This window comes from Amycolatopsis sp. lyj-112, from assembly GCF_046549055.1.
Taxonomy (GTDB): Bacteria; Actinomycetota; Actinomycetes; order Mycobacteriales; family Pseudonocardiaceae; genus Amycolatopsis.
The window spans coordinates 1-24,473 of the sequence record NZ_JAJPWS010000005.1 but is presented as its reverse complement, the minus strand read 5'-3'; the positions used below and the strand labels follow the sequence as shown (position 1 = coordinate 24,473).

Here is a 24,473-nt window from a genome sequence, read left to right as displayed (position 1 = left end):
CGTGGGTCGGCTGTCCGCCGTTTCCCGGATCGCGATCCCGCTCGCCGGTGCCCTGGTGCTGTCGTCGTGCAGTTCGGACGATTCCCCGAACGACACCCTGCAGATCGTGCAGAACCCCGTCGCGGTGACCGCGGCCGTCTCCCCCGCGGTGACGGTCCGGCCCGCCGGTTCGGTCCTGGCCGGGCCAGGGGTCCGCGCTCTGGCCACCGACGCCGCCAGCAAGACGCTGGTCGTCGCCGTCTCGGAGCCGCCGTCGCTGCGCATCTACGACCTCGCGTCCCTTGACGCCCCGAAGACGACCGTGGCCCTGCCCGGTCCGGCCGAGCGGCTCACCGTCTCGGGTTCGCAGGTGCTCGCCAGCGTGCCCGGCAAGAGCGTCCTGGCGAAGGTCTCCCTGCCCGGTGGCGCGATCGAGACGATCCCGGTCGCGGGACAGCCGTCGGCCGGTCTCGCCGACGGCGACGCGACGCTGGTCTCGGTCCGCGACCGCAAGGTCGTCGAGGTGCTGAGCAAGAACGCGGGCCCGAAGACCATCACCGGCCAGATCTACAGCGCCGACGACATCTTGAACACCGGTGACGGCGTGGTCGTCCTGGACAAGCTGCGCACCGCCCTGTTCACCGTTGACCTCGCCGAAGGCAAGATCGGCGAGGGCCTGCGGGCGGGCGACGGCGCGGCCAACGCGGTCACCGACGACTTCGGGCGCATCCTCGTCACGGATGCGCGAGCGGGCGCCCTCCTGGCGTTCTCCACGACGCCGCTCCTGCTGCGTCAGCGTTACCCCGTCCCCGGCGGGGCGTACGGCATCGCCTACGACCGCACCCGTGGCCTGGCCTGGGTCACTCTCACCGAGCGCAACGAGGTCGTCGGGTTCGACGTCCGCGGCGGGGAGCCGATCGAGAAGCACCGGTTCCCCACCGTGCGGCAGCCAGATTCGGTCACCGTCGACGAGCAGGGCGGCCGTTTGGTCGTCGGCTCGGCCATCGGAGAAGGGATCCAGGTGATCACGCCATGACAGTGGTGGACGAGGCGGTGGTCGAAGGGGATTGGGAGTACCGGCGGTTGCAGTTGCCGCCCGGTGTGTCCCGGCGGGCGGCGGCTACGCAGCTGTCGATCCACGCCGAGTTCGCCGGCTGGGAACTCTCGACGGTCCGGCTCTACTCGGATGGGACTCGAAGGGTGTGGTTGCGCCGCAAGCGCAGCGCCACTCCCCTGCCCGGCCTCATCACCTGAAGACCCGGGCCAGCCACGAGGTCCAGAGCTTCTCCTGAGCGGCGGGATCGACCTCGCCGAATAGGTGATGCATCGCGACCATCGACCCGGTGAACCCGCGCACGAACCGGATCAGCGAACCGGCCGTCCGGATGCCGACCGTCTGCGCGTTCGCCAGATAGACCTCACCGTCCATAGTGGACACCGATGTGGTGGACAACCGGACCCTGTCCCCCGCCTCCGGCCGCCCGGCGAGACCGAGTTCCCGGCCCAGATCCAGCCACGCCCGGTCCCAGTCCTGGACCATCGGCCCGAAAACGGTGACCGGCACGGCTTTCCGGCCGGCGAACGCGGTCAGGTACTCGACCAGGGTGCGGAAGAACAGCTCGCCACCGGCGCTCATCGCCTCGAACTCGTCTTCCCAGTCGTCGCCGGGCAGGAAGCCGCTCGTCACGGCCCGCAGCACGGTGCTGCCGCCCGAGCGGCCCTCGATGAGGAACTCGTAGGCGACGAACCGGCCGTCCGGGTCGGGTTCCGAGCCGTAGACGAGCCGCTCCAGCGGATCCCACGAGGTGATCGCGGACTCGGGTTCGTAGCCCCCGAACGCCGTCTTCACCGTGCCGCCGACGCCGCCGTCGACCTCGTTGCGTCCCATGAACCACGACGTGATCCCGGGCCCGGTCGCGATGGCGGCCCAGACCTCTTCCGGGGTGGCGTCGACCTCGGCGCGTTCGGTGAGCTCGAATTCGTGTCCCACCTCAGCGCTCCTCATTGCCTGTTAGTGAACCCGCGTCCGCGATCGCGTTCACGCGTTGCGCCCCTCTTTGGAGTGCATCTCAAGCTCCGCCAACAGGCTCTCGGGTTCGGTTTTGACGCTCGGGTGGACGGCGACGACGATGCGATGGTCGCGGCCTCCGTCGGCGCCTTCGTCGTGATACTTGCTCACCAGGTTCGAGATCGCGACGGTGAGTTCCTCGGCGAAGGCGGCCCTGTTCGCCGGGGACGAGAACCGCACCTCACCGTCGAGCGCGAAGGTCGCGACCCGCTTGCGCGCCTTGGTGGAGCCGGTGATCAGCAGGCCGACGTCGCGGACCAGCCTGCCCGCCACCGCGAGCAGCCAGCGCGCGGAAAGCCGGTCCGGCGATTCGGCCGGGTCGGGCTGCACGGCCGACAACGCGGTCGGCGAGATCACGTAGGACGACGCCGTCGCGCGCATCATGCGCTCGGTCACGTTGCCCTTCCGTCGTTCCTCGACGAGTTCGACCAGCCCGTGCTTCTCCAGCGCGCGCAGGTGGTAGTTCACCTTCTGGCGCGGCAGGTCCACGCGGGAAGCCAGCATCGTCGCCGACGCGGGTTCGGACAGTTCGGAGAGCAGCCTGGCCCGCACCGGGTCAAGCGACACTTCGGCCGCTTCCGCGTCCTCGATCACCGCTACAGAGAACATGGCAAGAAGGTGCCACCGAAAAGAGAAGTTGTCAAGGATTCTAGGATTGTCGGCGAGCTTCGCCCACCAGAGTCAGGATGCGCGGCACCACCTGGGGCGCCGCCTCCAGCGGGACGACGTGCCCGATACCCGGCAGCACCACGGCCGTCCCGTTCTCCACCGCGCCGGCCAGTTCCTCGACGTCGGCCGTGGGCACCAGCTTGTCGCGTTCCCCCACGATAGCCGTCACCGGCACCGCTCCGACCTGCGACAACGCCGATTCCCGGGTGTAGGCGTCGAGAGCGGGCCGGAACGCGGACACCGTCTGCGGCCAGTTCCCGCGGATCATCCGCACGGTCAGTTCGACGTCGCCGGGCACCGGGTCGTCACCGAAGAGCCACCAGCGCAGCCCGGCCGTCACCGCCTTGCTGGTGTGGTCGCGGACCAGGCCGATCAGCTTGGTCCCGAAGACCATCTCCAGGTCGCGGCCGAGCTTGCCGAGCGCGTTCGGCCAGATCGCGTCCGGGGTGACGCCCCCGGCCGACATCGCGAGCAGCCCGATGCCCGCCACTCTGGCCGCGAAGACGTCCGGATGCTTCTGGGCGAGCGTCAGGATCGCGAGACCTCCCATGTCGTGACCGACCAGGACGACCTTGCCTTCGGGGACGACCTTGTCCAGGATCTCGGCGAGGTCGTCGCCGAGATGCCCCATGGTCGCCGAAGCGGGCCTGACGTCGCCGGACTCGCCGTGTCCGCGCTGGTCGTAAGCCAGCACCGCGATCGGCTCTTCGGCGGCTTCGGCCAGGACAGGCGCGATGGCGCGCCAGCTTCGCCTGTCGAGGGCGTAACCGTGGACGAGCACCACGGTCACCGGCGCCGACGGGTCGCCCCAGCGTTCGAAATGCAGGGGTGTCCCGTCGGCGACCAGCAGACCCGGCATCAGGAGGAGCGCAGGAAACGGTCGAGCACACGCACGCCGAACTTCAGCGCGTCGACCGGGACCCGCTCGTCGACGCCGTGGAACAGGGCCGAGAAGTCGAGGTCGGCGGGCAGTTGCAGCGGGGCGAACCCGAAGTTGCGGATCCCGAGTGATTGGAAGGACTTCGCGTCCGTACCGCCCGAAAGCATGTACGGCAGCGTGCGGGCGCCGGGGTCCTCGGCGAGGACGGCGGCGGTCATCGCGTCGACGAGAGCGCCGTCGAAGGTCGTCTCGACCGGCGGCAGCTCCATCCACTCCTTCTCGATGTCCGGGCCGAGGATCTCTTCCAGTTCGGCGTTGAACGCCTCGAGCCGGCCGGGGAGGATCCGGCAGTCGACCGACGCTTCGGCGACCGACGGGATGACGTTGGACTTGTAGCCCGCGGTGAGCATCGTCGGGTTCGCCGTGTCGCGCAGGGTCGCGCCGATCATCCGGGAGATATTGCCGAGCTTGGCGACCGAACCCTCGATGTCGTCTTCGGGGAAGTCCCAGCCGGTGATCTCGGTGACGCCGTCCAGGAACTCGCGGACGGAGTCGGTCATGACCAGCGGGAACTTGTGGTTGCCGAGCCTGGCGACGGCTTCGGCGAGCTTGGTGACGGCGTTGTCGCGGTGGATCATCGAGCCGTGGCCGGCGGTGCCGCGCACGCGCAGCTTCATCCAGCGGATGCCTTTTTCCGCCGTCTCGATGAGGTACGCGCGGACGTTGTCCTTCAGCGTGATCGAGAAGCCGCCGACCTCGCTGATCGCCTCGGTGACGCCTTCGAACAGCTCAGGCCGGTTCTCGACCAGCCACTGCGCGCCGTACTTCCCGCCCGCCTCCTCATCGGCGAGGAACGCGAAGACCAGGTCCCGCGGCGGGACGATACCGTTCATCTTGTAGTGCCGGGCCAGCGCGAGCGCCATCCCGCACATGTCTTTCATATCAACGGCGCCGCGGCCCCAGACGTAGTCGTCCTGGATCGCGCCGGAGAACGGGTGGACCGACCACTCGGAAGCGTCGGCGGGGACGGCGTCGAGATGACCATGGATCAGGAGCGCGCCCCGCGACGGGTCGGCGCCGGGCAGCCGCACGATGACGTTGTGGCGGTTCTTGCCGCCGGACTCGACATAGGTGATCTCGTAGCCCGCGTCGGTGAGCTTCTCGGCGACGTACTCCGCCGCGACGCGTTCGCCGACGAGCGTGTCGGGGTCACCGGTGTTGGTCGTGTCGATGCGGATCAGTTCACTGGTGAGGGTGACTGCCTCTTCGGCGGCTGCTTCGATCAGATTCGGTTCGGTCACCAGGCATTCCTACCATTGGTGGGCTGACACGACCCGTCTCGACCGCCGCCTGGACACGTGTGAAGACCCACTCCCGCGGCGCCACCGCCACACGGGCAGCCGATCGAGGGACCCGCGCTCGAGCACTTCCGTCAGTGCACGGCCAGGACGCCGCCGGCCGAGGCCCAGGGAGCCAGGCCTCACACGACAGCACCGACCCGAAACGGACAAATCGAGCCCAGAGGGCGGATGTTAAGACGACGGCACCGCCCGGAAATCGCTCATTCCCGCCTCGACGCTCAGCAGGTCAGATCCCGGCCGTCAGCCGACCTGGGTTGAAGTGTCCGCACAGGCCCCGTGGCTCTGCGGCGCCTTGCCGCGACAGTGACACCAGGCTGCCCGGGGCGAACTCAGGGACAGTGGAATCCCGACGTCAGGTCCGGAAGCGCAAGTACCGCATACCGAGAGCTACCGCGGCGCAGAACACCAGCCCCACGATGACCAGTACTCGGCGCGCACCCTTCGGTTTCGGCTCCCGGGCCTCCATCGACACGCCGAAACCGAGTAGCGCACCGAACACCACCCCGATGACCCCCGCCACCACAGGGTTCAACCAACTCACTTCGGCGTCTGTGGCGGAGCCGTACCACGCACCCATCCCGCCGAAGACCGCGGCCGGGACAACGGTCATCACTCCGGCATGGCGTGCAATCCAGCGCCTGCGTCGGTGTTGCTTCTCCGACGGGGCGGCCTTTTCGTCCACTGGACTCGACATGGCCACATGCTTCCCGATCCGGAGGCTCCCCAAACCGGACGGACGCGACCGCTGAGGGCCCCGCGGTGGTGACGTGGTCAGTCGAAGAGTGAGGCCCTGATGGTCTTTACCTCTCCCGAGGAGAATGCGACCTGGGCGGACGCGTAGAGCTCATAGTCGCTGCCGATACCGGGCATAGTCCGGGACACGGTGGTGGACCAGTAAGCGGTGCGCCGAGTGCAGGACGGGTCGCAGAGGTCGCGGGTCTTATGGGTGTCGGTGCCGTCCGAGACGTTGCCGACCCGGACCGACCGCGGCTCGATCCACTTGCCGGCGGCCGGGGTGACCGTCAGTTTGCCACGCTCCTGCATGGTGCCCCGGTAGCCGCGTTCATGCCGGTAGACACAGAACTTGCCAGCGGTGTAGGTGGCGCACTTCCCAGCGATCCGTGCCCAATCACTCCAGGAGGCCACGACGTAGAAGCTAGCGCCGCCGGAGATCTCGCCCAGAACCCTGTACGTCCCGGCGGTGGTACTTGCCGGAGACCACGCGGAGGACCACACGGAGGTCTGCTCAGTGCAGCCGCCCGCGCAGACCGGGGTCAAATTACCCCAACTCCAGTTATAGGTGGTCGGCTTCATCCAGTGCCCCGCGGTGGGAGTGACGGTGACTCTCGCGCGGTAACCGTTGACCGACCCGGCGTCGGTGACGCGCTTCTGCACCTCAGCGCAGACCGAACCGAGGCTCTGACCGTTGACGTCCGTGACGGTCTGGCAAACCTTGTCGTGAGCTTGCCAGGTGGCCGCGGCCTGGGCGACGGGTGCACCGACGAGGCCGCCCCCGACGACCGCGGTCATGACGCCAAGAGCGATCAGGGCCGTTCTGAGTTTCCGCAAAGCATTTCCTTCTGATCGAACCGCCGATGCGACTGAGATGACGTGGTGCCGCACCCCGAACCCTGGACACCGCTTGCCCTGCGGCGGCGTTCCCCGAAAATATCCGACACATCCCCCGGGCAGTGTGGGTCGATCAGCCCATTGACGACACCGGAGATCGTGTGCTCGCTCGACGAGCACTGAGGTCAACCCCGGCACTTCGGGACCACAGATCACTTAGAGCGTGTCTCATGTGGTGAGTTTGCGGAGTTTCTTGTGGCAGGTGAGGCTGGCTCCGAGGATGAGGAAGTGTTCGGCTTTGCGTTCGTAGCGCAACGTGAGGCGGCGGTATCCGGTGAACCAGGCCATGGTTCGTTCGATCACCCAGCGGTGTTTGCCGAGTTTGTCCTTGGATTCGTTGCCTTTGCGGGCGATGCGGACCTTGATGCCGCGGTCGCGGATCCAGCCTCGCAGGTCGGGCTGGTCGTAGGCCTTGTCGGCGTGCAGCTTGTCCGGCTTACGCCGCCGCGGACCGCGGCGGGACAATCCAGGTGTGGCCGCACCGCTAAGCCACATCACGACTCTCAGGCTTCCGGCGCGGCGAAGCCCTGGCTATCCCACACGCCCGCTGCCGGCAGTCGTCGACCACCTCATGCGGATTGAGGCGGCTCAGCGGTCGAGGCTGCCCTGACGCAACAGGCTCTTCCCGACCGCGTAGTTCTCGATCCCTTGAAACTCAGGATCTCGGCCCCTTCTCATCGAATCGGAGCCGATAGCCATGGCCGTCAGCGTCTCCGGGTGGGAGTGCGGCGCGGGGCCGTCGGGCGCTTCGCGGTCGTCGTGGAACGGTGAGTCGTGGTCCGCGTCGCCTCTGGCGTCAGCTGGGTCGTAGTGGTCACCGGTGTTCCCGGCGGTGACGACATCGACGTCGTCAGGGGGCCGGTCGCCACCGTCTTCGGGGCCGGCGGGGTTGTCGCTGGCACCACCTGACCAGTCCCCGCCCCTCCCCCTGCGCACGCGCCGACCAGCACACCCGCGCACACGACCAGGCCACAGCACCACACCCGCATGGCCCGGACCCTAACAGCCGCCGCATCCTCGGTCGGCCATGACTGACGGGAGACAACAGCCCGCCGTGGAGCCCGTGACCGTATGGTGGTCATGGGCTCCACAGGGTCGGGTCAGCTCATTGGACGGTAAGGCTGTATTCGGCGGTACCGGTTTTGCCGGTGCTGTCAGTGGCGGTGATGGTGATCTTGTAGGTGCCGCGCTGGAACGGGGCAGCGATGGACATGCGTGATGTACCGCCAGGGGTGACGGTGGATGGCTGGAACATCGGGGTGAACGTCAGGCCTGTCGCGGCGAGTGTGCTGTTGCCCGTTCCTCCGGCGACGGTGACGGTCGCGTTGACGAACGAGCCGGGTGTCACCGTTCCCGCACCGGGAGAGACGGTCGGCTTGGGGCCTTCCGTGGTGCCACCGTCGCCGACGGTCAGGGTGTAGTCGGCGGACTTGGTGCCGGACGAGCCTTTCGCCGTGACGGTGATCCGGTGCGTGCCTTTCGGAGTGCTCGCCGCGGTCTCCACGGTAAGTTTGGCGACGTCGCCGGAGTTGAGGGACGAGCCGGGCTGGAACGTGGCCGTCGCGCCGTCGGGCAGGCCGGTGGCGGCCAGCTCGAGCTTTTCAGGTCCCGCGTCGCCTGCCTTGGTCACGACGGAGGTCGAGATGTACTTGCCGGGCTCGGTTTTTCCGGCCGCCGGACTGAGGGAGACGCCGAACTTCCCGTCACCGGGCTGAGTGCCGCCGATCTCGCCGCGGGCCCAGTCACCCATCTCGTTGGTGAGCCGGGCCATGATGCTGTAGCGGTCGCATCCGCTCGAGCCCCACGAGACGACGCCGACGATCACGCCGTCCACGATGAACGGCCCGCCGCTGTCGCCGGAGCAGGTCGCAGTGCGTCCGTCGTCGTACCCGACGCACACCATGAGGTCGGGGTTCACCCGCACGTTGAACACCTGGCAGTTGTTCGCGTCGTTGACCGGCATCGTGGTCTTGTACAGCGTGCCGGATCCACCGCCGGACGAGGTGCGTCCATAGCCGACAGCGGCGCCCGACTTCCCCGGCTTGGTCAGCTCGGCATCACCCGATCCGGCCACCTTGGCCCACTGGCTCTCCGGGACGGGCAGGTCGGTCTCGGTGGTGATCACCGCGACGTCGTAGCCGGTCTGCCAGGAGTTCGGGCCGGTGTAGCGGGGATGCACCTTGTAGGAGGCGACAGGGGTGCGGAAGGTTTCGTCACCTGGAGTGTTCAGGTCGTCGTCGCCGTAGAGGTAGCTCTTCGCCCCGCCGACGTCGATCATGCAATGCGCCGCGGTGATGATCTTGCGCTTGCCGACGACGGAAGCGGTGCAGGACTGTCCCTGTGGGCCGCCACCACCCGCTCGCAGGCCCGCGATGATGTAAGGGTTTTCCCGCACGGTCGTGCGTTGTCCGTTGACCACCCGGGTTCCCATGTCCGGGGGACGCAGCTGGTCGGTGGGTGTCGCGGCGATGGCGGTGGGTTCGGCGTTCGCCGTCCCGGTCGTGGGCAAAGTGATCACGGCCAGTGCCATGGCGACGGCTGTGACCAGACGTGCTGTTCTCATCGTGCTCCTCGGTTCGCAGGGTTGTCCGATGGGGCGTTCCGGATCAGAACGTGATCGACCAGCCGGTCAAGGTGCCGGTATCGAAGCGGTGGATGTCGCGCACCTGAAGCTTCCAGGTGCCGTTGGCGTTCTCGCCGGAGGCGTTCACGGTGAAGGTCTGATGCACACCGCCTGCCTCGCCGATTCCACCCGCTGGTTTGAGAGCCGACGTGGCCCCGCTCGGTCCGATCAGGTCGATCGCGAGGTCCGCGGAATAGGTGTGGTCGATGTCCACCCGTACGGCCAAGCCCGCCGGAGCGTTGCCGTCGCAGCCGCTCTGGGTCACGACGCTGCCCACGGCGGCCCCGGCGTCGGGGATGGACACATCCTCGTCATTGGACTTGACACCGCACTTGGGCGGCGTGCCACCGCCGATGAATCCGGTGTAGAGCAACGCGTCCGGCGAGCCCGCGCCGGGATCGGTCACCAGCCCCGGTGAGGCGTTGCGGACGAGCGCGTCGCGTACTTGCTGCGGTGTCGCGCCGGGATTCGCGGCGAGGTACAGCGCCGCCGCACCCGCACCGTGGGGCGAGGCCATCGAGGTGCCGCTGCCGGTACGGTAGCCGCCGGTGTGGTCGGTGGAATAGATGTTGCCGCCCGGGGCGAACAGGTCGACACACTTCCCGTAGTTCCCGCTACGTCCGCCGCCCTGGTTGATCCAGCCGACGGTCAACGCTTCGGGGGTACGGCCGGGGCTGGCCGTGCAGGCGTCCTGGCCGTTGTTGCCCGCGGCGACGGCGACCACGAAACCCTTGTCCACCAACGCTTTCACTTGAGCGTCGCCGACGCCGACGGTGTCCATGACCAGGCTCAGGTTGACCACGGCCGGTTTGACGCCGTTGGCGGCCACCCATTCCAGTCCGCTGACGGTCGCCGAGTCCGGTCCGGAGCCGCCACAGCCCAGTGAGCGGACCGCGACCACTTTGGTCTTCTTGGCGACGCCGACGGTCTTGCCCGCGATGGTGCCCGCCACGTGGGAGCCGTGCCAGAAGCAGTCGCTCGCGTCGTTGTCGTTGTCGATGAAATCGCGGCCGTGCGCGGCCCGGCCCTCGAATTCGGTGTGCTGGATACCCACGCCGGAGTCGACGACATACGCGGTGACACCCTCGCCGGCGTTGGGGTAGACGTACTTCTTGTCCAAGGTCTTGGTGCGCTGGTCGATCTGGTCCAGCCCCCACGACGGCGGGTTCGGCTGCTCTCCGGCGGCACGTGCGACGCCGTCCTGGTGCACCGTCCGCACCGTCGGGTCGGCGGCCAGGCGCCGGGCCTGCCGCTCGCTCAGGTCTCGCACCGAGAACCCGTTCAGAGTCAGCGCGTAGGTGTCGACGACCGCACCGCCGTAGCGCTGGGTCAACGAGGCGGCCCCACCCTGAGCGGCTGCCTGAGCGCCGTCCCGGAGAACCACTATGTAGCGACCGGCGATCGGCTGCCGGGCTTGCACGACGTCGCTTTCGGGCGTCGCGGCCGACGCGGCGGGGCTCACCGCCACCAGTGCGGCCGCGATGCCGAACAGACCTAACGTCATTCGGGTCTTGTGCATCTCTCCTCCATTTCCCGTGTGCGCCTGGCGCACCGCTTCACCATTCGGCGCGGGCGGAGGGGAAACAATCGTGGTGAGACCCCGGAGGGGTACGGCATTACCGTGATCAGGGTTACGCAGTGGCGACGGTCCGACGTATCGTTGCGGCCTCCTGGAACCGGTGTGACCAGCGCGAGGTGGCAATGGGCGGAGAGATGGCACGTCCGCCGAAGTTCGGCACGGGTTCTCTGTCGAGGCGCGGACGATCCACCCCGATGGTCGGCCGGACCGTGGAACTGGCCGCCCTGTTCGACGTCGTCACCTGCCCGCCCGCGGTGGCGTTCGTGGAAGGTGAGGCGGGGGCCGGAAAGACCACCTTGATCGGCGCCCTCGCGACGGCGATGCGCGGCAGGAACCTGTGGATGGCCGTCGGTACCTGTCAGCCACTGGATGAACCCTTCCCCTATGGCCCGTTGCTCGACTGTCTCGGGCGAGCCGGGGACAGGGTGGGCCATCCCGATCCGGTGACCGGCGCACTTCGCGGACACCTGCCGGAACTCGCCGATCTCCTGCCGCCGGCACCGCCGCCGCTGGACTGCCCGGAGGCCGAGCGCCATCGGATGTTCCGTGCGGTCTGCGCGCTGGTGCGCGCGCTCGGGCCGGCCGTGCTCGTGGTCGAAGACGTGCACTGGGCGGACGACGACACCCGTCAGGTACTGAGATTTCTGCTCGCCGATCCGCCGCCCGGACTGTCACTGGTCGTGACCTACCGGCGCGAGGAACTTCCCGGCGATGCCCCGCTGGGGCCGGTCGTGCACCCACCGCCCGACGTTGTCACCCAGCACCTGGGACTACGACCGTTCGAGGAGCCGGAGGTACGGGCGCTGATCGAAGCCGTGGCAGGCGACGTCGTTTCGGAGTCGTTCGCGACCGCGGTTCTGCACGAGACCGGCGGAATTCCCTTCGTGGTCGCGGAAACGGCCCGTGCGCTGCGTGACCGGCTGGTGGACACCCGGATCGAGGGGGTGGTGGCGGGCCGGGTCCTGGCCACCGTCGATGTGCCTGTCCTGGTGAAGGAGTCGGTGCTCGAACGACTGCACCGGCTGATCGAACCGGAGCGCGCGGTTGCCGAGGCGGCGGCCGTGCTGGGCGATGCGGTGCCGGCGGAGATCCTCGCTGCGGTCGCGGGGTCTCCCGGAGTGCACCCGGTGGTGAACTTGGTGCGCTCCGGTGTGCTGGCGGAGGGCCCGCCGAACCGGTACGGCCTTCGGCACGGCATGGCGCGGCGGGCGGTGTACGCGGCCTTGCCGGGACCGCGTCGGCGGGAGCTGCACGGCGCCGCGGTACGCGTGCTGGCCGACGTGGCCGGGTGGCCGGTCGCGCGGCTCGCCAGGCACTGCGCCGAGGCGGGCATGCCGGAAGAGTGGCTGCGATACAGCGAAAGCGCCGCGGACGTCGCGGCCGAGGCAAAGGACATGTCCCTTGCGGTGGACCTGCTCTCCCAAATGGTCTCCGACCGCGACGTGCCCGCCGAGGACTTGAACCGGCTGGCCACAAAACTCTGTGGATACGCGCTGGCCGGGCTCCCGGACGCCGACGTGATCATGCGCATCGAAGCACTGCGGTCAGACCCCAGATTGACCGCCGACGTGCGCGGCGAGGCGCGTCTATGCTTCGGCATCCTGCTGGTGCGCGAGTCCCGGCTGGACCGCGGATATGCCGAAATCGCCCACGCGATAGAGCTTCTCGGCGACCAGCCCGAGCGCATCGCGTCCGGGATGGCACTGCTCTCCGTGCCCTACCTTGACATCGCCACCGTAGCCGACCACCACGCCTGGCTTCTGCGGGTGGAGGACCTGCTCGCTCATCTGCCGCAGCGCCCTGCGCGCACAGCGGTCCTGGCCACGGTGCTCGGTGGGCAGCTCATCGTCGGTGACCCGGTCGTCTGGGACCGGATCACCCTGCTGCCCGTGCTCAACGACATCGACGACCCCACCGAGATCAGGCACCTCGCCCGTGCCCACGCCAACCTGGCCGACGCGTGTTCGTGGACCGGCCAGGACCGGCAGGGACGAACGTTCCTGCACACCGGGTTGGCGATGGCCTCACGTGCGGGCGCCGATTACGTGGTGGCGACAGCCGAAGCCACCGCGGCCCGGCTGGATTGGCTCGCGGGCGAGTGGTCCGGTCTGGCCGAGCGGGTACAGGCGCAGATCCACGCCTATTCCCATCTGCCACACATCGCGAACGAACTGAACCTGGTCATCGGCTGGCTGGCCGCCGCACGCGGCGACTGGCTGACCGCCGAACACGGATTCCACGCCGCCCTCGACATTCACCCGACAGCGGTGATCCCGGTGGCGGTGGCCGCGGCGGGAGGAATGGCCGCCATGCTGCTCAGCAGGGACGACACCGCGGCTCGCGGTCACGCGGAGCGCGGACTTGCCCTGCTCCGCGCGAAGGGCTCCTGGGCATGGACCGCCGAGATCGTCCCCCAGGCGGTCGCGTGCTACCTCGCCGACGACGAGACGGGTGCCGCGCGGCAACTCGTAGCAGAGACCGAGGAGGAGCTCGACGGCATCGACGCGCCCTCAGCGCGGATGGCGCTCACGGTGTGCAGAGCGCAGGTGGCCGCCGCGGCAGGAGATCACGACGACGCGGAGCAGCACTACCGTGACGCGCAGCTGCGCTACCAGGAACTCGGGCAGCGCTACCGCGCCGCGCAGTGCGCCGACAGGGCCGCTCGCATCACCGGCGCCGATCCTGCGGTGTTCCGTGAGCTGGCCGTCACATTCGACACCCTGGGCGCCACGGTCGACGCGGCCCGCTGCCGTCACCACATCCGCAGCACCGGCACCGTCATACCTTCCGTCCGTGGCCGCCGCAGCTACGGCACGCAACTGTCGCCGCGCGAACACGATGTCGCACGCCTGCTGGCCAACGGCCACACCAACCGGGAGATCTCTCAAGCCCTGTTCATCTCACGGCGCACCGTCGAGGACCACGTCGCCAACGTACTCCGCAAACTCGACGCGTCCTCCCGGCACGATGTCCGACTCTGAACCCACTGGGAGTCAAACCGACCCAGGCCAACCGCCCGAAACTGAGCTGAAGAAGACCGGCCCGATGGCGGATCCGATTCCCGTCGACATCGAAGTGAAGACTTGGGACTACGCCCACGATGACACCAGCATGCTGCAAGTCGTCTTGAGCTATCCCGCCAGTACGGATGGGCGGAGGTTCTCCCTGGTCACTTCAGGGCAGTTCGCACTGAAACCCGATGCGAACCCGAACTTCTTCTGCGACTCCGGTAATCAGTCGGTTCGCGCAGGTGCTGCTCGGAAATGTGACAGCAAGTACGCCATATCGTCCGTGTCAGACCTCGAGTACCGGCTCGACGACCAGTTGGGCCGTTACTCCATCGACGGAGTCCACTCGGTTATCGACAGGCACGGATACGACAAGAGGACGGCGGACGTCGTCACGGGAATCTTCTCACCGCGGCAGTTCCGGACCGGAAGATCTACTTGTTCTTGCCGGTCAACCGCCTGGAGCGACACCAACTCGGCGCGGTCGATTAGCGGCGCACGGCACCCAAGTTCACGGGTGACTCTGAGCCACGGATGACTTCGACGCTAAAGCTCGCGCGCATCGCGTCAGACAGGAAAGTCCTGTTGATCCCAGCGCCCAGGGGTGGCGGCATCGGCTCACAGGTTGGTGACGGTGGTGTCTATCGGCTCTCCGCTTGGCTGATGGAGACGGGATGCCGATCGGGATCACTCGTGGTGATCCGGCCGCCTGGCGCGCAGGCCGGGTAGCTGATGGGGCTGGTATCGATGCCGGCCGACCAGAGACGGCGGCACAGATGCAGGAGATTACCGGCGCTCAACTCCGGAGCGATGGTTCCTGAGCGAGCGTTGGTGTCGCCGTGTTCGAGCATGAACAGGGTGTTCCCGTTGCGCAGCTGCACCCACCCGTCACCTGCCTGGCGGACTTCGCAGTCCAGGGCGAGGTAGAACCGCACCGACCGTGACAAGCGGTTGGCTCGGATACGCCGTATATCCGGGGAAATCGACAAGTTCGCTAGACCGGCTTTGTCCACGATGGGGCTCCTGACGAGACGGGTTCCTGGTGTGACCCGCCGCGGTCTGGAGCGGTGACGACCCCCGGCATCGGTGCTGGGCCCGAACCCGGTCGGCCGTCGGCGCGAACCGTCGCACCGGTCGCAGGAAAATGCAACCAGCGGCGGTAGCGGGATTGGAGCCCGCCAACGTCCGGGAATGCAGAATTCCCTTAGGCCTCGGGGGTTCTCGGCTGCGGCGGGCCAGGGCAAGATCGCACCGGACATGCCAGGTTAACCCGATCGTGTCACCCCTGACGCCGCAGAGCCGACTGGCAGGTTAAGCCCGCGTCGGTGCCATCGACGCCTGTTGGTAGGCGAGTCGGCGAAGACGGCGACGAACCGGGAGCCGATCGCAGTCAGCGCCGCCTACCGCCCCGCGAAGGTTCAGCGCTCCAACCCGTCGGCGGGGTCGAGGCCGAGAATCGCGAGCAGCAACGCGCAATCCTCGACGTCCTTCGCTACCGACGCCACCAGGCGCACGCCACGACAACGCTGGTCATGGCTGACCTCGTAGGGATCCGCCCTGACGCTGTCGAGACTCCTCACTGGCCGCCTCACCACGACGGAACCTGCTTTCCTACGGCCCTCATCGTCGACATCACGCCACCCTCCCGAATCGGCTGTTCTTCGTGGAATCGGCCGAGGGCTGGGGCTGCACCGGTGAAGTCGTCACGAAGACGCGTCTCAACACCGGCGATCTCCCCAGCGTAACCCCGGGGCCTCGGCACCAGTCTTTGGCGAACGGGTGGGTATGCATGTTCTGGATCATTCGTGTGCAAGACCTGAACCACCCACGTGGATGAGCACGTCAGCGGACGAGAGGCCCTAGTAGTCCGTCGCGGCTTAGTTGTGGGGAGCTGAAGGGACTTTCCCTCGTCTCGCGCGGTGAAGGGCGCTTTACCCGCATCGCATGATGCTGTTGGCGAATTGGTGGCCACGCGAAAGGATTCCCCTGGTTGTCGTGTGCTCTTAGGGAGGTCACGCGTGACTGGATGGAGATCACGCGTGTCCAGCCGGAGAACTTGCGTGATGGGACGCGGAACACTTGGCGGGCCCGCCCCGGCCGCGACGTGGACCGCTTGTCCTCGGCGACCGGGACACCGGGGAGGGTTGGCAAGGTTGTGAGGGCCTCCTTGAGGGACTCTGAGTCCCTCAAGGAGGCCCTCACAACCTTGAAAATACGGGCAAATAATAATCAATCAGACATTTCTACCCGATTTTTGTCCTTTGTGGACAGCCGGGCGTCTCAGGTGCCATCGCCTCAAGTTCCTGACATTGCGGCCGCATCGAACCCCACTCAGAACAGGTCACAGAACGACTTTCCCCCTTCAGCTCCACCACGATTAAGCCGCGACGGACTACTAGGCTGGTAATCGCGCGCCCTGGACCGCGGCCGACCGGTGATGGAGAAGCCGACTCGATCGGAGTGACCAGAGGTGCCGACGGAAGACCCTCCACACGACCTGGCGGAGCCAGGACGACGTCCTGCCGGCCAGACGCCGATCGACGTCCCGGCCGCTGCCGGCAATGTCGTCGACAGCACACCTTTTCGACGCCGGCGACATCCGGCCATGACCGTCGCCTCGGAGACAGACCCGGCCCAACAGGCAGAGAGCGCTCACCGGGACTGGCCCACTCGCCACGGCGGCGCCTACCCACTGGGATGGCGAGTCCATTACCGCCGCCGCATCCGCAAGGACCCGTCCAGTCCGACAACTCGAGCGAAGCGCGAAGAGAGCGGAACGGTCGTCGGGTGCAGCCTGCGCGACGAGCACACCGGCACCACCTGGGTACCCATCCGCACGGACCGCGCTCCCACCGGCACCCCGCCCACGTCGTCCGGGCGACCGACATCCTGGACACCGAACCACCCACGGATTCACCACTCAGCCAGTCATGACGCCTGACGTCAGCCGCGCGCTACCCTGATCCGCCACAGCGCCTGTCCACTTAGGACATGTGCTGACGGCTCAGCAGGCCGCGTCGACCGCTTTCGTGGGACCATTGGTCCAGTCCATTTCAACGAGACGCGGCATCAGCACCCGGCGGTATCACCCGGTCCGGATACCTGCGCTGGACGGCGTCGGCGACATGGATCGCGGGGCGTCCCATGCGATCGAGGTCGTCGCGGCGTAGATCGCCGACAGCACTACCCGGAGATCCGTCGCCACCGGCGACCGCAACGCAAGGATCGCGTGCGCGTATCCTCGGCTTCCACCTTGGCCCGTTCCAAGCCGGCGCCCGGGCGACGAGCCAATCGAGTTGGTGGCGGTATGAGGCGCGTTCGCCCTCCACGGTCACGGTGGTGAGTGTGAACGTGCTGTTCTCATCGTTCTGGATATGGCTGCGCACGGCGCCGAACTCGGCCAGCACCGCACCCTTCGGCAGACCCGCCTCGGGCGTGGTCGGGGACGTTGAGATTCAGGACTGTCCCATCCGGCAGTTCCACGAACTGATCGAACAGCGTCGCGTCGACGGCGACCGATGTCCCAGTTCCACCGCACGAGCTTCCCTCTGGAGGGAACTTCACGAACTTTGCGCCAGGGTCAATTCCATTGACCCTGCCACGTTGCCTCGGCGTCTTCCCGTCGCCCCTCCTGAGGTAGCCCAGATGAGGGAGCGAAAGGGCTATCTGACTAACACTTGCAGGCAGTTTGATCTCGCCGCCAAACCGTTACCCCATCCAGCCTAACGGCGTCGTATCTTTCGGACCAACGACTCTGACGGCTACCACGTAGCGGGCAAGAGTCCGAAGGAGTCTCGCACCTTTCCCGTGGTCGGCGCGGCCGCGGAATCACCCAAAGGTGCGGGCGAGACGGGTCCGGCGAGTCCGGTTCGTCAAGGCGCGCCAGCGGCGCAGTGCCCGGATGTTCACCGGACCAGCGCGACATCGTGAAAATTCGCTTGCCGGGCACGGCTGCCGATATCCCTTTGTCCGATGTGGACCCGCGAGGTGCACGACGCTTTCGGGTCCCGTCGACGGGAATCGTGTTGTGCCTGCCAGCTTCGTCTTCGATGACTGCGGTCAGTCCGTCGAAGGCCCATTTCGGGAGAGCGTACCGATGAATGCTGCCGTAACGCCATTGTCCACAATGGACTTCAGAGGTGACTTTGGCGAGATATGTCTTTGTTTTCCTCCTGCGGGCGGGACGGTTCTCGGCTTGCGCGGGTTCGTTCTCGCCTCGTCCGGGGTCGAGCTGTGGGGTGTGGAGTACCCCGGGCACGGGGAACGGCTCACCGAGCCGCCCGCTGAGTCGGTCGAATGCCTTGCCGAGGAGATCGCGTTGGAGTCCCTCGGCCGCTTCGGGGCCGCAGGGTCTTCGCGGGTCGTGCTGATCGGGTTCAGTATGGGCGCGTTCGTCGCGCTCGAGGTGGCCCAGCGCATGCACCTCCGGCGGCGGACGGCACCGGCGGCGCTGATCGTCGTGGGCGTGTGCGCGCCGCAGCGGCGAATGCCCGGGAGATACGCGAAGGCCGAGGTGAGCCAGCTCCTCGACAGGGCCGGCCTGAGCCCAGCCGGGTGTCGCCAGTCCCCCGAACTCCGGGAGTACGCGCTGGAACTGCTCCGCGGGGATCTGCGGCTGACCAGTGCTTACTCCGGCCCCGCGAAGGTGCTGTTGCGCTGTCCGATCATCGCGATCCGGGGCGAGGACGACCCGGCCTTCACGACTGGCGATGACGCGATCCGGGCGTGGCGGGTGTGGACGTCCGGGAAGTTCACCGGATGTGTCGTGCCCGGGGGCCATCTGGGGGTGCTCGAGCCCGGCAGGGCAGCCGGCTTCTGGGCGCTGGTCCGCCGGGCCGGGTTCGGAATGGAGCCGTGCGATGAGTGACTTGGCACCGTCCGTGGTGCGCGGCGTGAGGCGACAGCTTCCCCCCGTGACCTGGTGCGACTTGTTCGAGCGACAGGCTCGGCGGTCGCCCGCCCGGATCTGTCTGGTCGCTGATGAGGTCGCCTGGACGTTCCACGAACTCGACCTCTGGGGCAACCGGCTCGCGCAGGTCCTGCGGGACGCGGGCGCGGTGCCGGGAGCCGTGGTGGCCTGTGCGTTGACGAGGTCGGTGCGGGCCGTGCTGGGAGTGCTCGCGACGGCGAAGGCCGGGGCGGTCCCTTTGCCGATCGACCCGGCCCTGCCCGCCGCACGCCTTGATGCGATCCTCGCCGACGCCCGGCCCGCCGTGGTCCTGACGGATGTCGTGAATCTCGCCGCGCGGGCGGATGTGGTGCTGTCCGATGAGGACTGGAAGTCGGAACTCGCCGGGCTGGACGGGCGTCGGTTGTCGAGGACCGTCGCTGGCCCGGCGTACATCATCTATACCTCCGGTTCGACGGGCGTTCCCAAGGGCGTGGTGGTCGGGCACCGGAGCCTGGTCAACCTGTACGGCGAACTCGCCGGCCGGTTCTTCCCCGCGGGCCGCGGGCCTCAGCGGGTGGCGCACGGTATGCCGCTGGCCTTCGACGCGTCGTGGAACCCGCTGTCGTGGATGGTGGGCGGGCACGAACTGCATCTTGTTCCCGATCCCGTCCGTGCCGACCCGGAGTCCTATGTGGACTTCGCGCGAGAGCGCCGGTTGTCGGTCGTGGAAGCGGTGCCCGCGCAGATGTCGGCGCTGCTGGAGGCCGGGTTGCTCGACGGCCGGAGTCGTCCGCGGATGCTGCTGATGGGCGGCGAGGCCGTCGGACAGGACCTCTGGTCGCAGCTGCGTGCAGCGGTGGGCGTCACCGCGGTGAACCTCTACGGCCCGACCGAGTGCACGGTGTTCACCACGGCCTGCCGGCTCGGCGAACACGTGACGCCGTCGATCGGGCGGCCCATCGGCAACACCACGGCCCAGATCGTCGACGATGATCTGCGGCCCGTGCCGGAGGGGGAGGCCGGCGAGCTGCTGATCAGTGGGTCTTGCCTTGCCCTGGGCTATCTCGGCCGGCCGGAGCTGACCGCGGACCGGTTCGTCACCGCGGGAGAACGCGGGTACCGGACCGGCGACCGGTGCCGTCTCCTGGCCGACGGCCACCTGGAGTGGCTGGGCAGGCTGGACGATCAGGTCAAGATCCGGGGTCATCGGGTCGAGCCGGGCGAGGTGGAGCACGCGCTGCTCGCGCTGCCCGGTGTCCGGCAGGCCGTGGTCCGGGCCGAAGGTACCGAACCGAAGCTGGTCGCCTATGTCGTGCTCGACACGGGCACGGCCGCACAGGCGCGGGAACGGCTGCAGGCGGTGCTGCCGGCCTATCTGCTGCCCTCCGAGGTGATCCCGCTGGAGGCCATGCCGCTCGGACCGAACGGGAAGATAGACCGGACCGCCCTCGCCCCGCTCGTCCCGGCTCCGAAGCCGGTCGTGCTGACCCCCGCACAGGAACTCGTCGCCGCCGCGTTCCGCGTCCAGCTGGGGATTCCGGCGGTCGACGCGGACAGCGACTTCTTCGCCCTCGGCGGGCACAGCCTCTCCGCCGCGGCGCTCGCCGCACGGCTGCGGGCGCTGGAGGTGCCGTGTTCGCTGCGGGACGTCCTGCTACGGCGCACGGTCGCCCGGCTCGCCGAACTCGTTCCCACCACAGCGAAAGGAGCGCGCCGTCATGGATGACTACGACGTGATCGTGGTGGGCGGCGGGCCGGGCGGCGCCACCGTCGCCGGGCTCACCGCCGCGGAGGGTCACCGGGTGCTGCTGCTGGACAAGGACAGATTTCCTCGCTATCAGATCGGCGAATCCCTGCTGCCCGCCACGATCCACGGGATCTGCGCGATGCTCGGGCTGCGCGACGAGATCGAGCAGGCCGGTTTCGTTCGCAAACGCGGCGGCACCTTCAAATGGGGCGCCAGTGCCGAGCCGTGGACGTTCTCCTTCGCCGCGTCCGACCGGATGGCCGGGCCTACGTCCTACGCTTATCAGGTCGAGCGCGCCCGGTTCGACGCGCTCATGCTCGACGGCGCCCGGCGGCTCGGCGCCGAGGTCCGTCAAGAACATCGGGCGCTTGGCACGATCCGCGCCGGTGACCGGATCGGCGGCGTCCGCTACACCGATGACACCGGACACGAACAGGTGGCGATGGCCAGGTTCGTCGTGGACGCCTCCGGGCATGGCAGCAGGCTTCACCACGACGTCGGCGGCAGCCGCGAGTATTCGCCGCATTTCCGTAACCTGGCGCTGTTCGGGTACTTCGAGGGCGGCGACCGGATGCCCTCACCCAACGCGGGGAACATCTTGTGCGTCTCGTTCCCCGACGGCTGGTTCTGGTACATCCCGCTGTCGGACTCCTTGACCAGCGTCGGAGCCGTCGTCACACACGAATCGGCGGACAGAGTGCAGGGTGACCCCGGCGCGGCCTACGCCTCGCTGATCGAGGATTGCCCGCTCATCAGCGAGTTCCTTCGTACTGCGCGCCGCGCGACCGACCCACCCTACGACCGGCTCCGCGTGCGGAAGGACTATTCCTACGACCGGACCGTCCTGTGGTCGCCGGGAATGGTGCTGGTCGGAGACGCCGCGTGCTTCATCGACCCGGTGTTCTCCTCCGGCGTGCACCTGGCCACCTACAGCGCGCTGCTGGCCGCCCGGTCGATCAACAGCACCCTGTCCGGCGTCGCGGACGAGAACCGGTGTTTCGCCGAGTTCGAAGCCCGCTACCGGCGCGAATTCGCGCTGTTCCGGGACTTCCTCCTCACCTTCTACGAGCAGGACACCGACAAAGGCGACTACTTCCGGCACGCGCGACAACTCACCGATCATCACGGAACCGCCGACGAAGCCTTCGCCGACCTCGTCGGCGGAGTGTCCTCACAGGACTTTTCCGGAACGATGTTCGGTGACGTGCTCGCCGAAGGCGCGCAGCTGCAGCTACGCGGCCTGCTCGGCGACGCCGCGGGCGACGAGCCGCCGATGTTCCCCGGCGGGCTCGTCCCCACCGCGGACGGCAGGCGGTGGCAGGTGCCCGATGCCTGACCTCGCACTCCTGCTGGCCGCGCTCGCCGTGCTGCTGACCCTGGCCCGCTGCTTCGGCTGGGTCTTCACCAGGGTGAGGCAGCCGGCCGTCCTCGGCGAGATCACCTGCGGGCTCGTCGTCGGCATCGCCCTGCAAGCCGGGCCTGGCCTTCCCGGCCGGGTCGACACAACGCTGGAGGCCCTCGCCCAGCTCGGCCTGGTCCTGTTCTTGTTCGGTGTCGGCGCCCATCTCGCGCCGTCGATGACCGCGGCACGGATCACGGCGGCGTTCGTCCCCGCTCTCGGTGCGACCGTCGTCCCGGTCGTCCTCGGCGCGTTGCTGGCGCTCTGGCTCGCCGCACGCCACGCCCCCGCCGGGGTCACCCCGTTCGTCCTGTTCGCCGCGGCCGCCATGGCGGTGACCGCCTTTCCTGTACTGGCAAGGATCCTGGCCGAACGGCGCATGCTGAACGACTCCCGCGGCCGCTGCGCGCTCACCGCCGCGGCGATCACCGACGCCACCGCGTGGACAGCACTCGCCTTCGTCGCCGCCTCAGTCCACAGTGGAACCCAGGTCTGGTCACTCCTGGGGACGCTCCCGTTCCTGCTGGCCCTGCTCGTCCTCGCCCGGCCGTGGTCCGGCCGGGCGATGGATCGCCTGTCCGCGCCGACCGCGGCCGTGACCATGGTCGCCATCGCCTGCGTCGGGGCGGCGGTGACCGACTCCATCGGCCTGCACGCGGCGATCGGCGCGTTCCTCATCGGCGCCGCCATCGGCAGGCCCGCGTCCCGGCACGACCCCGCCGCGCTGATCGCGCCCGTCGCGTCCCTTCTGGTCCCGCTGTACTTCGTCCTCATCGGACGGAAGGTCGACTTCGGCGACCTCGACACCACTCTGGTGGCCGAAACCTTCGCGATCATCGTGGTCGCCGTCCTCGCCAAAGGCGGCGGCGCGTATCTCGGTGCCCGCCTCGCCGGGCAGCCACCCCGGCCGGCCGCGGTGTTCGCGACCCTGATGAACACCCGCGGCGTCACCGAACTCGTCTTCCTCAGCATCGGGCTCGGCCTCGGCGTCATCGACAGTGCCTTCTACACCGCGATGGTGGTCATGGCCCTCGTCACGACCGCCATGACCGGACCACTGCTCAACCACCTCGAACGAGACAAGGTGACCCGAGATGCCTGACCACCCAGCGGAACCGTGGCGGATCAAAATGGTCGAACCGATCAGCACCACCACCCGCGAATACCGCGAACGAGCACTCCGGGCCGCCGGCTGGAATCCCTGTCTGCTCCGCTCCGAAGACGTCTACATCGACCTGTTCACCGACTCCGGCACCAACGCCATGTCCGACCGGCAATGGTCGGCCCTCATGCGCGGAGACGAAGCCTACGCCGGCGCGCGCAGCTTCTACATCTTCGAACAGGCCGTCCGCGCCCACTACGGCTACGAACACGTCATCCCCGTCCACCAAGGCCGCGGCGGCGAGAACATCCTCTCCCGCTGCCTCATCCGACCCGGCACCCACATCCCCGGCAACATGTACTTCCCCAGTACCCGCGCCCACCAGGAACTCAACGGCGCCACCTTCCACGACGTCATCATCGACGAAGCACACAACCCCACCTGCGAACACCCGTTCAAAGGCAACGTCGACCTCGCCAAGCTCCAGGCCGTCATCACCGAACACGGCGCCACCGCGATTCCCTACGTCTCCCTCGCCGCGACCGTGAACATGGCAGGCGGCCAGCCCATCAGCGTCGCCAACCTCACCGCTGCCTGCGACCTCGCCCACGCCCACGGAATCCCCGTCTTCCTCGACACCGCCCGCGCCGTCGAGAACGCCTGGTTCGTCAAACAGCGCGAGCCCGGCTGGGCGCACCGCTCGGTCGCGGACATCCTGCTCGCCCTCTGCTCCCCCACCGACGGCGCCGTCATGTCCGCCAAAAAGGACTGCCTCGCCAACATCGGCGGCTGGATCGCTCTACGCGACCCCGAACTCGCCGAACAAGCACGCGGGCTGGTCCTGCTCTACGAAGGCCTTCACACCTACGGCGGCATGGCTGGCCGCGACATGGAAGCCATCGCGCAAGGCATCACCGAATCCGTCGACGAACACCACATCCGTGCCCGCGTCGCGCAGATCGAATATCTCGGCCACCGGCTCGACACCGCGGGAGTCCCGATCATCCATCCCGCCGGCGGCCACTGCGTCTGTGTCGACGCCACCGCCGTTCTCGCCCACCTCCCCCGCACCGCGCTCCCCGGCCAAACCCTCGCCGCCGCCGTCTACCTCGACGGCGGGATCCGTGGCGTCGAACGCGGCACCGTCTCCGCCGGGCGCGACCCGGCAACCGGCGAAAACCGTTACCCGCCACTGGAATTTCTCCGGCTCGCCATCCCCCGCCGCGTCTACACCCAAAGCCACATCGACCACGTCGCCGACAGCCTCATCCGCGTCCACACCCACCGCCGCACCATCACCCACGGCCTCAGCTTCACCCACGAGCCACCCCACCTCCGCTTCTTCCAAGCCCGCTTCGCCCCCACCGCCGGCACCAGCATCTACACCACCTGAATCGGTGAGAGCGGTCGCCTAGGGCGTGTCCTGCGGATCTTGTTCATGATCGTGTGCTGACAATTGGGTTGTGGTTGGTCGTGGTGAGCTGACGGATAAGGCGTGGGCGGTGATCGCGCCGTTGTTGCCTGCGGAGACGGGGCAG

The 24,473-nt window shown here is 68.1% G+C and carries 20 protein-coding genes and 1 pseudogene; 8 read left to right on the top strand and 13 right to left on the bottom strand.

Translation table 11 applies throughout. The features are described from left to right. Window position 1 precedes the first annotated feature (1 nt). Both ACLJRL_RS18615 and ACLJRL_RS18610 read left to right on the top strand, forming a co-directional pair. On the top strand, window positions 2-1,015 hold the full coding sequence (locus ACLJRL_RS18615; protein WP_410657470.1) for a YncE family protein: 1,014 nt from the start codon (window positions 2-4) through the stop codon (window positions 1,013-1,015). Next, window positions 1,012-1,233 carry a DUF5703 family protein gene (locus ACLJRL_RS18610; RefSeq protein WP_410657469.1) on the top strand — a complete coding sequence of 74 codons (222 nt, stop codon included), beginning with the start codon at window positions 1,012-1,014 and terminating at the stop codon, window positions 1,231-1,233. The genes ACLJRL_RS18615 and ACLJRL_RS18610 overlap by 4 nt, the downstream gene beginning before the upstream one ends. Here ACLJRL_RS18610 and ACLJRL_RS18605 read toward each other — a convergent pair. The 10 genes and pseudogenes from ACLJRL_RS18605 to ACLJRL_RS18560 form a co-directional block, all read right to left on the bottom strand. After that, complete coding sequence (locus ACLJRL_RS18605) at window positions 1,226-1,969, bottom strand: SRPBCC family protein (RefSeq protein ID WP_410657468.1); 744 nt, start codon at window positions 1,967-1,969, stop codon at window positions 1,226-1,228. The two genes, ACLJRL_RS18610 and ACLJRL_RS18605, sit on opposite strands and share 8 nt — an antisense overlap. A gap of 48 nt (window positions 1,970-2,017) precedes the next feature. After that, entirely contained in the window at window positions 2,018-2,656 is a 639-nt protein-coding gene (locus tag ACLJRL_RS18600; RefSeq protein ID WP_410657467.1) for a helix-turn-helix domain-containing protein, read from the bottom strand. 40 nt (window positions 2,657-2,696) lie between these two features. After that, the gene (locus ACLJRL_RS18595) at window positions 2,697-3,575 is read right to left on the bottom strand and encodes an alpha/beta fold hydrolase (RefSeq protein WP_410657466.1); all 879 of its coding nucleotides are present in this window, start codon (window positions 3,573-3,575) and stop codon (window positions 2,697-2,699) included. After that, window positions 3,575-4,897, bottom strand: a complete 1,323-nt coding sequence (locus ACLJRL_RS18590; RefSeq protein ID WP_410657465.1) for a M20/M25/M40 family metallo-hydrolase — start codon at window positions 4,895-4,897, stop codon at window positions 3,575-3,577. The genes ACLJRL_RS18595 and ACLJRL_RS18590 overlap by 1 nt, the downstream gene beginning before the upstream one ends. 412 nt (window positions 4,898-5,309) lie before the next feature. Next, window positions 5,310-5,567, bottom strand: a complete 258-nt coding sequence (locus ACLJRL_RS18585) for a hypothetical protein (protein ID WP_410657464.1) — start codon at window positions 5,565-5,567, stop codon at window positions 5,310-5,312. A gap of 161 nt (window positions 5,568-5,728) precedes the next feature. After that, window positions 5,729-6,487 (bottom strand): hypothetical protein, encoded by a 759-nt coding sequence (locus ACLJRL_RS18580; RefSeq protein WP_410657463.1) that lies wholly within the window; start codon window positions 6,485-6,487, stop codon window positions 5,729-5,731. A 267-nt stretch (window positions 6,488-6,754) separates the two neighbouring features. Then, window positions 6,755-7,048 (bottom strand): annotated as a pseudogene (locus ACLJRL_RS18575) (transposase); the annotation flags it as partial. Between the two features lie 126 nt (window positions 7,049-7,174). Continuing rightward, the gene (locus tag ACLJRL_RS18570; protein ID WP_410657462.1) at window positions 7,175-7,522 is read right to left on the bottom strand and encodes a hypothetical protein; all 348 of its coding nucleotides are present in this window, start codon (window positions 7,520-7,522) and stop codon (window positions 7,175-7,177) included. A 169-nt stretch (window positions 7,523-7,691) separates the two neighbouring features. After that, complete coding sequence (locus ACLJRL_RS18565) at window positions 7,692-9,149, bottom strand: trypsin-like serine protease (protein WP_410657461.1); 1,458 nt, start codon at window positions 9,147-9,149, stop codon at window positions 7,692-7,694. A gap of 43 nt (window positions 9,150-9,192) precedes the next feature. Next, on the bottom strand, window positions 9,193-10,713 hold the full coding sequence (locus ACLJRL_RS18560) for a S8 family serine peptidase (protein ID WP_410657460.1): 1,521 nt from the start codon (window positions 10,711-10,713) through the stop codon (window positions 9,193-9,195). Window positions 10,714-10,982: 269 nt separating this feature from the next. On the opposite strand from ACLJRL_RS18560, the gene ACLJRL_RS18555 reads away from it, so the two are divergent. Then, window positions 10,983-13,769, top strand: a complete 2,787-nt coding sequence (locus tag ACLJRL_RS18555; RefSeq protein WP_410657459.1) for an AAA family ATPase — start codon at window positions 10,983-10,985, stop codon at window positions 13,767-13,769. 668 nt (window positions 13,770-14,437) lie between these two features. On the opposite strand, the gene ACLJRL_RS18550 is transcribed toward ACLJRL_RS18555, so the two are convergent. From ACLJRL_RS18550 to ACLJRL_RS18540, 3 genes are all read right to left on the bottom strand, one after another. Continuing rightward, window positions 14,438-14,809 (bottom strand): hypothetical protein, encoded by a 372-nt coding sequence (locus tag ACLJRL_RS18550; RefSeq protein ID WP_410657458.1) that lies wholly within the window; start codon window positions 14,807-14,809, stop codon window positions 14,438-14,440. Window positions 14,810-15,214: 405 nt separating this feature from the next. Beyond that, window positions 15,215-15,376 carry a hypothetical protein gene (locus tag ACLJRL_RS18545; RefSeq protein WP_410657457.1) on the bottom strand — a complete coding sequence of 54 codons (162 nt, stop codon included), beginning with the start codon at window positions 15,374-15,376 and terminating at the stop codon, window positions 15,215-15,217. Window positions 15,377-16,849: 1,473 nt separating this feature from the next. Continuing rightward, the gene (locus ACLJRL_RS18540; RefSeq protein ID WP_410657456.1) at window positions 16,850-17,203 is read right to left on the bottom strand and encodes a hypothetical protein; all 354 of its coding nucleotides are present in this window, start codon (window positions 17,201-17,203) and stop codon (window positions 16,850-16,852) included. A gap of 689 nt (window positions 17,204-17,892) precedes the next feature. Between ACLJRL_RS18540 and ACLJRL_RS18535 the strand changes: the two genes are divergently transcribed. Genes ACLJRL_RS18535 through ACLJRL_RS18515 form a run of 5 tightly spaced genes read left to right on the top strand, consistent with a single transcriptional unit; the run spans window position 17,893 to window position 24,328 of the window. Continuing rightward, window positions 17,893-18,663 (top strand): thioesterase II family protein, encoded by a 771-nt coding sequence (locus ACLJRL_RS18535; protein ID WP_410657455.1) that lies wholly within the window; start codon window positions 17,893-17,895, stop codon window positions 18,661-18,663. After that, on the top strand, window positions 18,656-20,413 hold the full coding sequence (locus ACLJRL_RS18530) for an amino acid adenylation domain-containing protein (protein WP_410657454.1): 1,758 nt from the start codon (window positions 18,656-18,658) through the stop codon (window positions 20,411-20,413). Before ACLJRL_RS18535 ends, ACLJRL_RS18530 begins: the two co-directional genes overlap by 8 nt. Further along, the gene (locus tag ACLJRL_RS18525; RefSeq protein ID WP_410657453.1) at window positions 20,406-21,770 is read left to right on the top strand and encodes a tryptophan 7-halogenase; all 1,365 of its coding nucleotides are present in this window, start codon (window positions 20,406-20,408) and stop codon (window positions 21,768-21,770) included. Before ACLJRL_RS18530 ends, ACLJRL_RS18525 begins: the two co-directional genes overlap by 8 nt. Continuing rightward, the gene (locus ACLJRL_RS18520) at window positions 21,763-22,935 is read left to right on the top strand and encodes a cation:proton antiporter (protein WP_410657452.1); all 1,173 of its coding nucleotides are present in this window, start codon (window positions 21,763-21,765) and stop codon (window positions 22,933-22,935) included. The genes ACLJRL_RS18525 and ACLJRL_RS18520 overlap by 8 nt, the downstream gene beginning before the upstream one ends. Continuing rightward, on the top strand, window positions 22,928-24,328 hold the full coding sequence (locus ACLJRL_RS18515; protein WP_410657451.1) for a tryptophanase: 1,401 nt from the start codon (window positions 22,928-22,930) through the stop codon (window positions 24,326-24,328). The genes ACLJRL_RS18520 and ACLJRL_RS18515 overlap by 8 nt, the downstream gene beginning before the upstream one ends. Window positions 24,329-24,473 lie beyond the last annotated feature (145 nt).

Coding starts and splice junctions, on each gene's coding strand:
- ACLJRL_RS18610 (WP_410657469.1), top strand. CDS start 1,012: ATGACAGTGGTGGACGAGGCGGTGGTCGAAGGGGATTGGGAGTACCGG.
- ACLJRL_RS18600 (WP_410657467.1), bottom strand. CDS start 2,656: ATGTTCTCTGTAGCGGTGATCGAGGACGCGGAAGCGGCCGAAGTGTCG.
- ACLJRL_RS18595 (WP_410657466.1), bottom strand. CDS start 3,575: ATGCCGGGTCTGCTGGTCGCCGACGGGACACCCCTGCATTTCGAACGC.
- ACLJRL_RS18585 (WP_410657464.1), bottom strand. CDS start 5,567: ATGACCGTTGTCCCGGCCGCGGTCTTCGGCGGGATGGGTGCGTGGTAC.
- ACLJRL_RS18580 (WP_410657463.1), bottom strand. CDS start 6,487: ATGACCGCGGTCGTCGGGGGCGGCCTCGTCGGTGCACCCGTCGCCCAG.
- ACLJRL_RS18565 (WP_410657461.1), bottom strand. CDS start 9,149: ATGAGAACAGCACGTCTGGTCACAGCCGTCGCCATGGCACTGGCCGTG.
- ACLJRL_RS18560 (WP_410657460.1), bottom strand. CDS start 10,713: ATGACGTTAGGTCTGTTCGGCATCGCGGCCGCACTGGTGGCGGTGAGC.
- ACLJRL_RS18555 (WP_410657459.1), top strand. CDS start 10,983: ATGGTCGGCCGGACCGTGGAACTGGCCGCCCTGTTCGACGTCGTCACC.
- ACLJRL_RS18535 (WP_410657455.1), top strand. CDS start 17,893: ATGAATGCTGCCGTAACGCCATTGTCCACAATGGACTTCAGAGGTGAC.
- ACLJRL_RS18530 (WP_410657454.1), top strand. CDS start 18,656: ATGAGTGACTTGGCACCGTCCGTGGTGCGCGGCGTGAGGCGACAGCTT.
- ACLJRL_RS18525 (WP_410657453.1), top strand. CDS start 20,406: ATGGATGACTACGACGTGATCGTGGTGGGCGGCGGGCCGGGCGGCGCC.
- ACLJRL_RS18520 (WP_410657452.1), top strand. CDS start 21,763: ATGCCTGACCTCGCACTCCTGCTGGCCGCGCTCGCCGTGCTGCTGACC.
- ACLJRL_RS18515 (WP_410657451.1), top strand. CDS start 22,928: ATGCCTGACCACCCAGCGGAACCGTGGCGGATCAAAATGGTCGAACCG.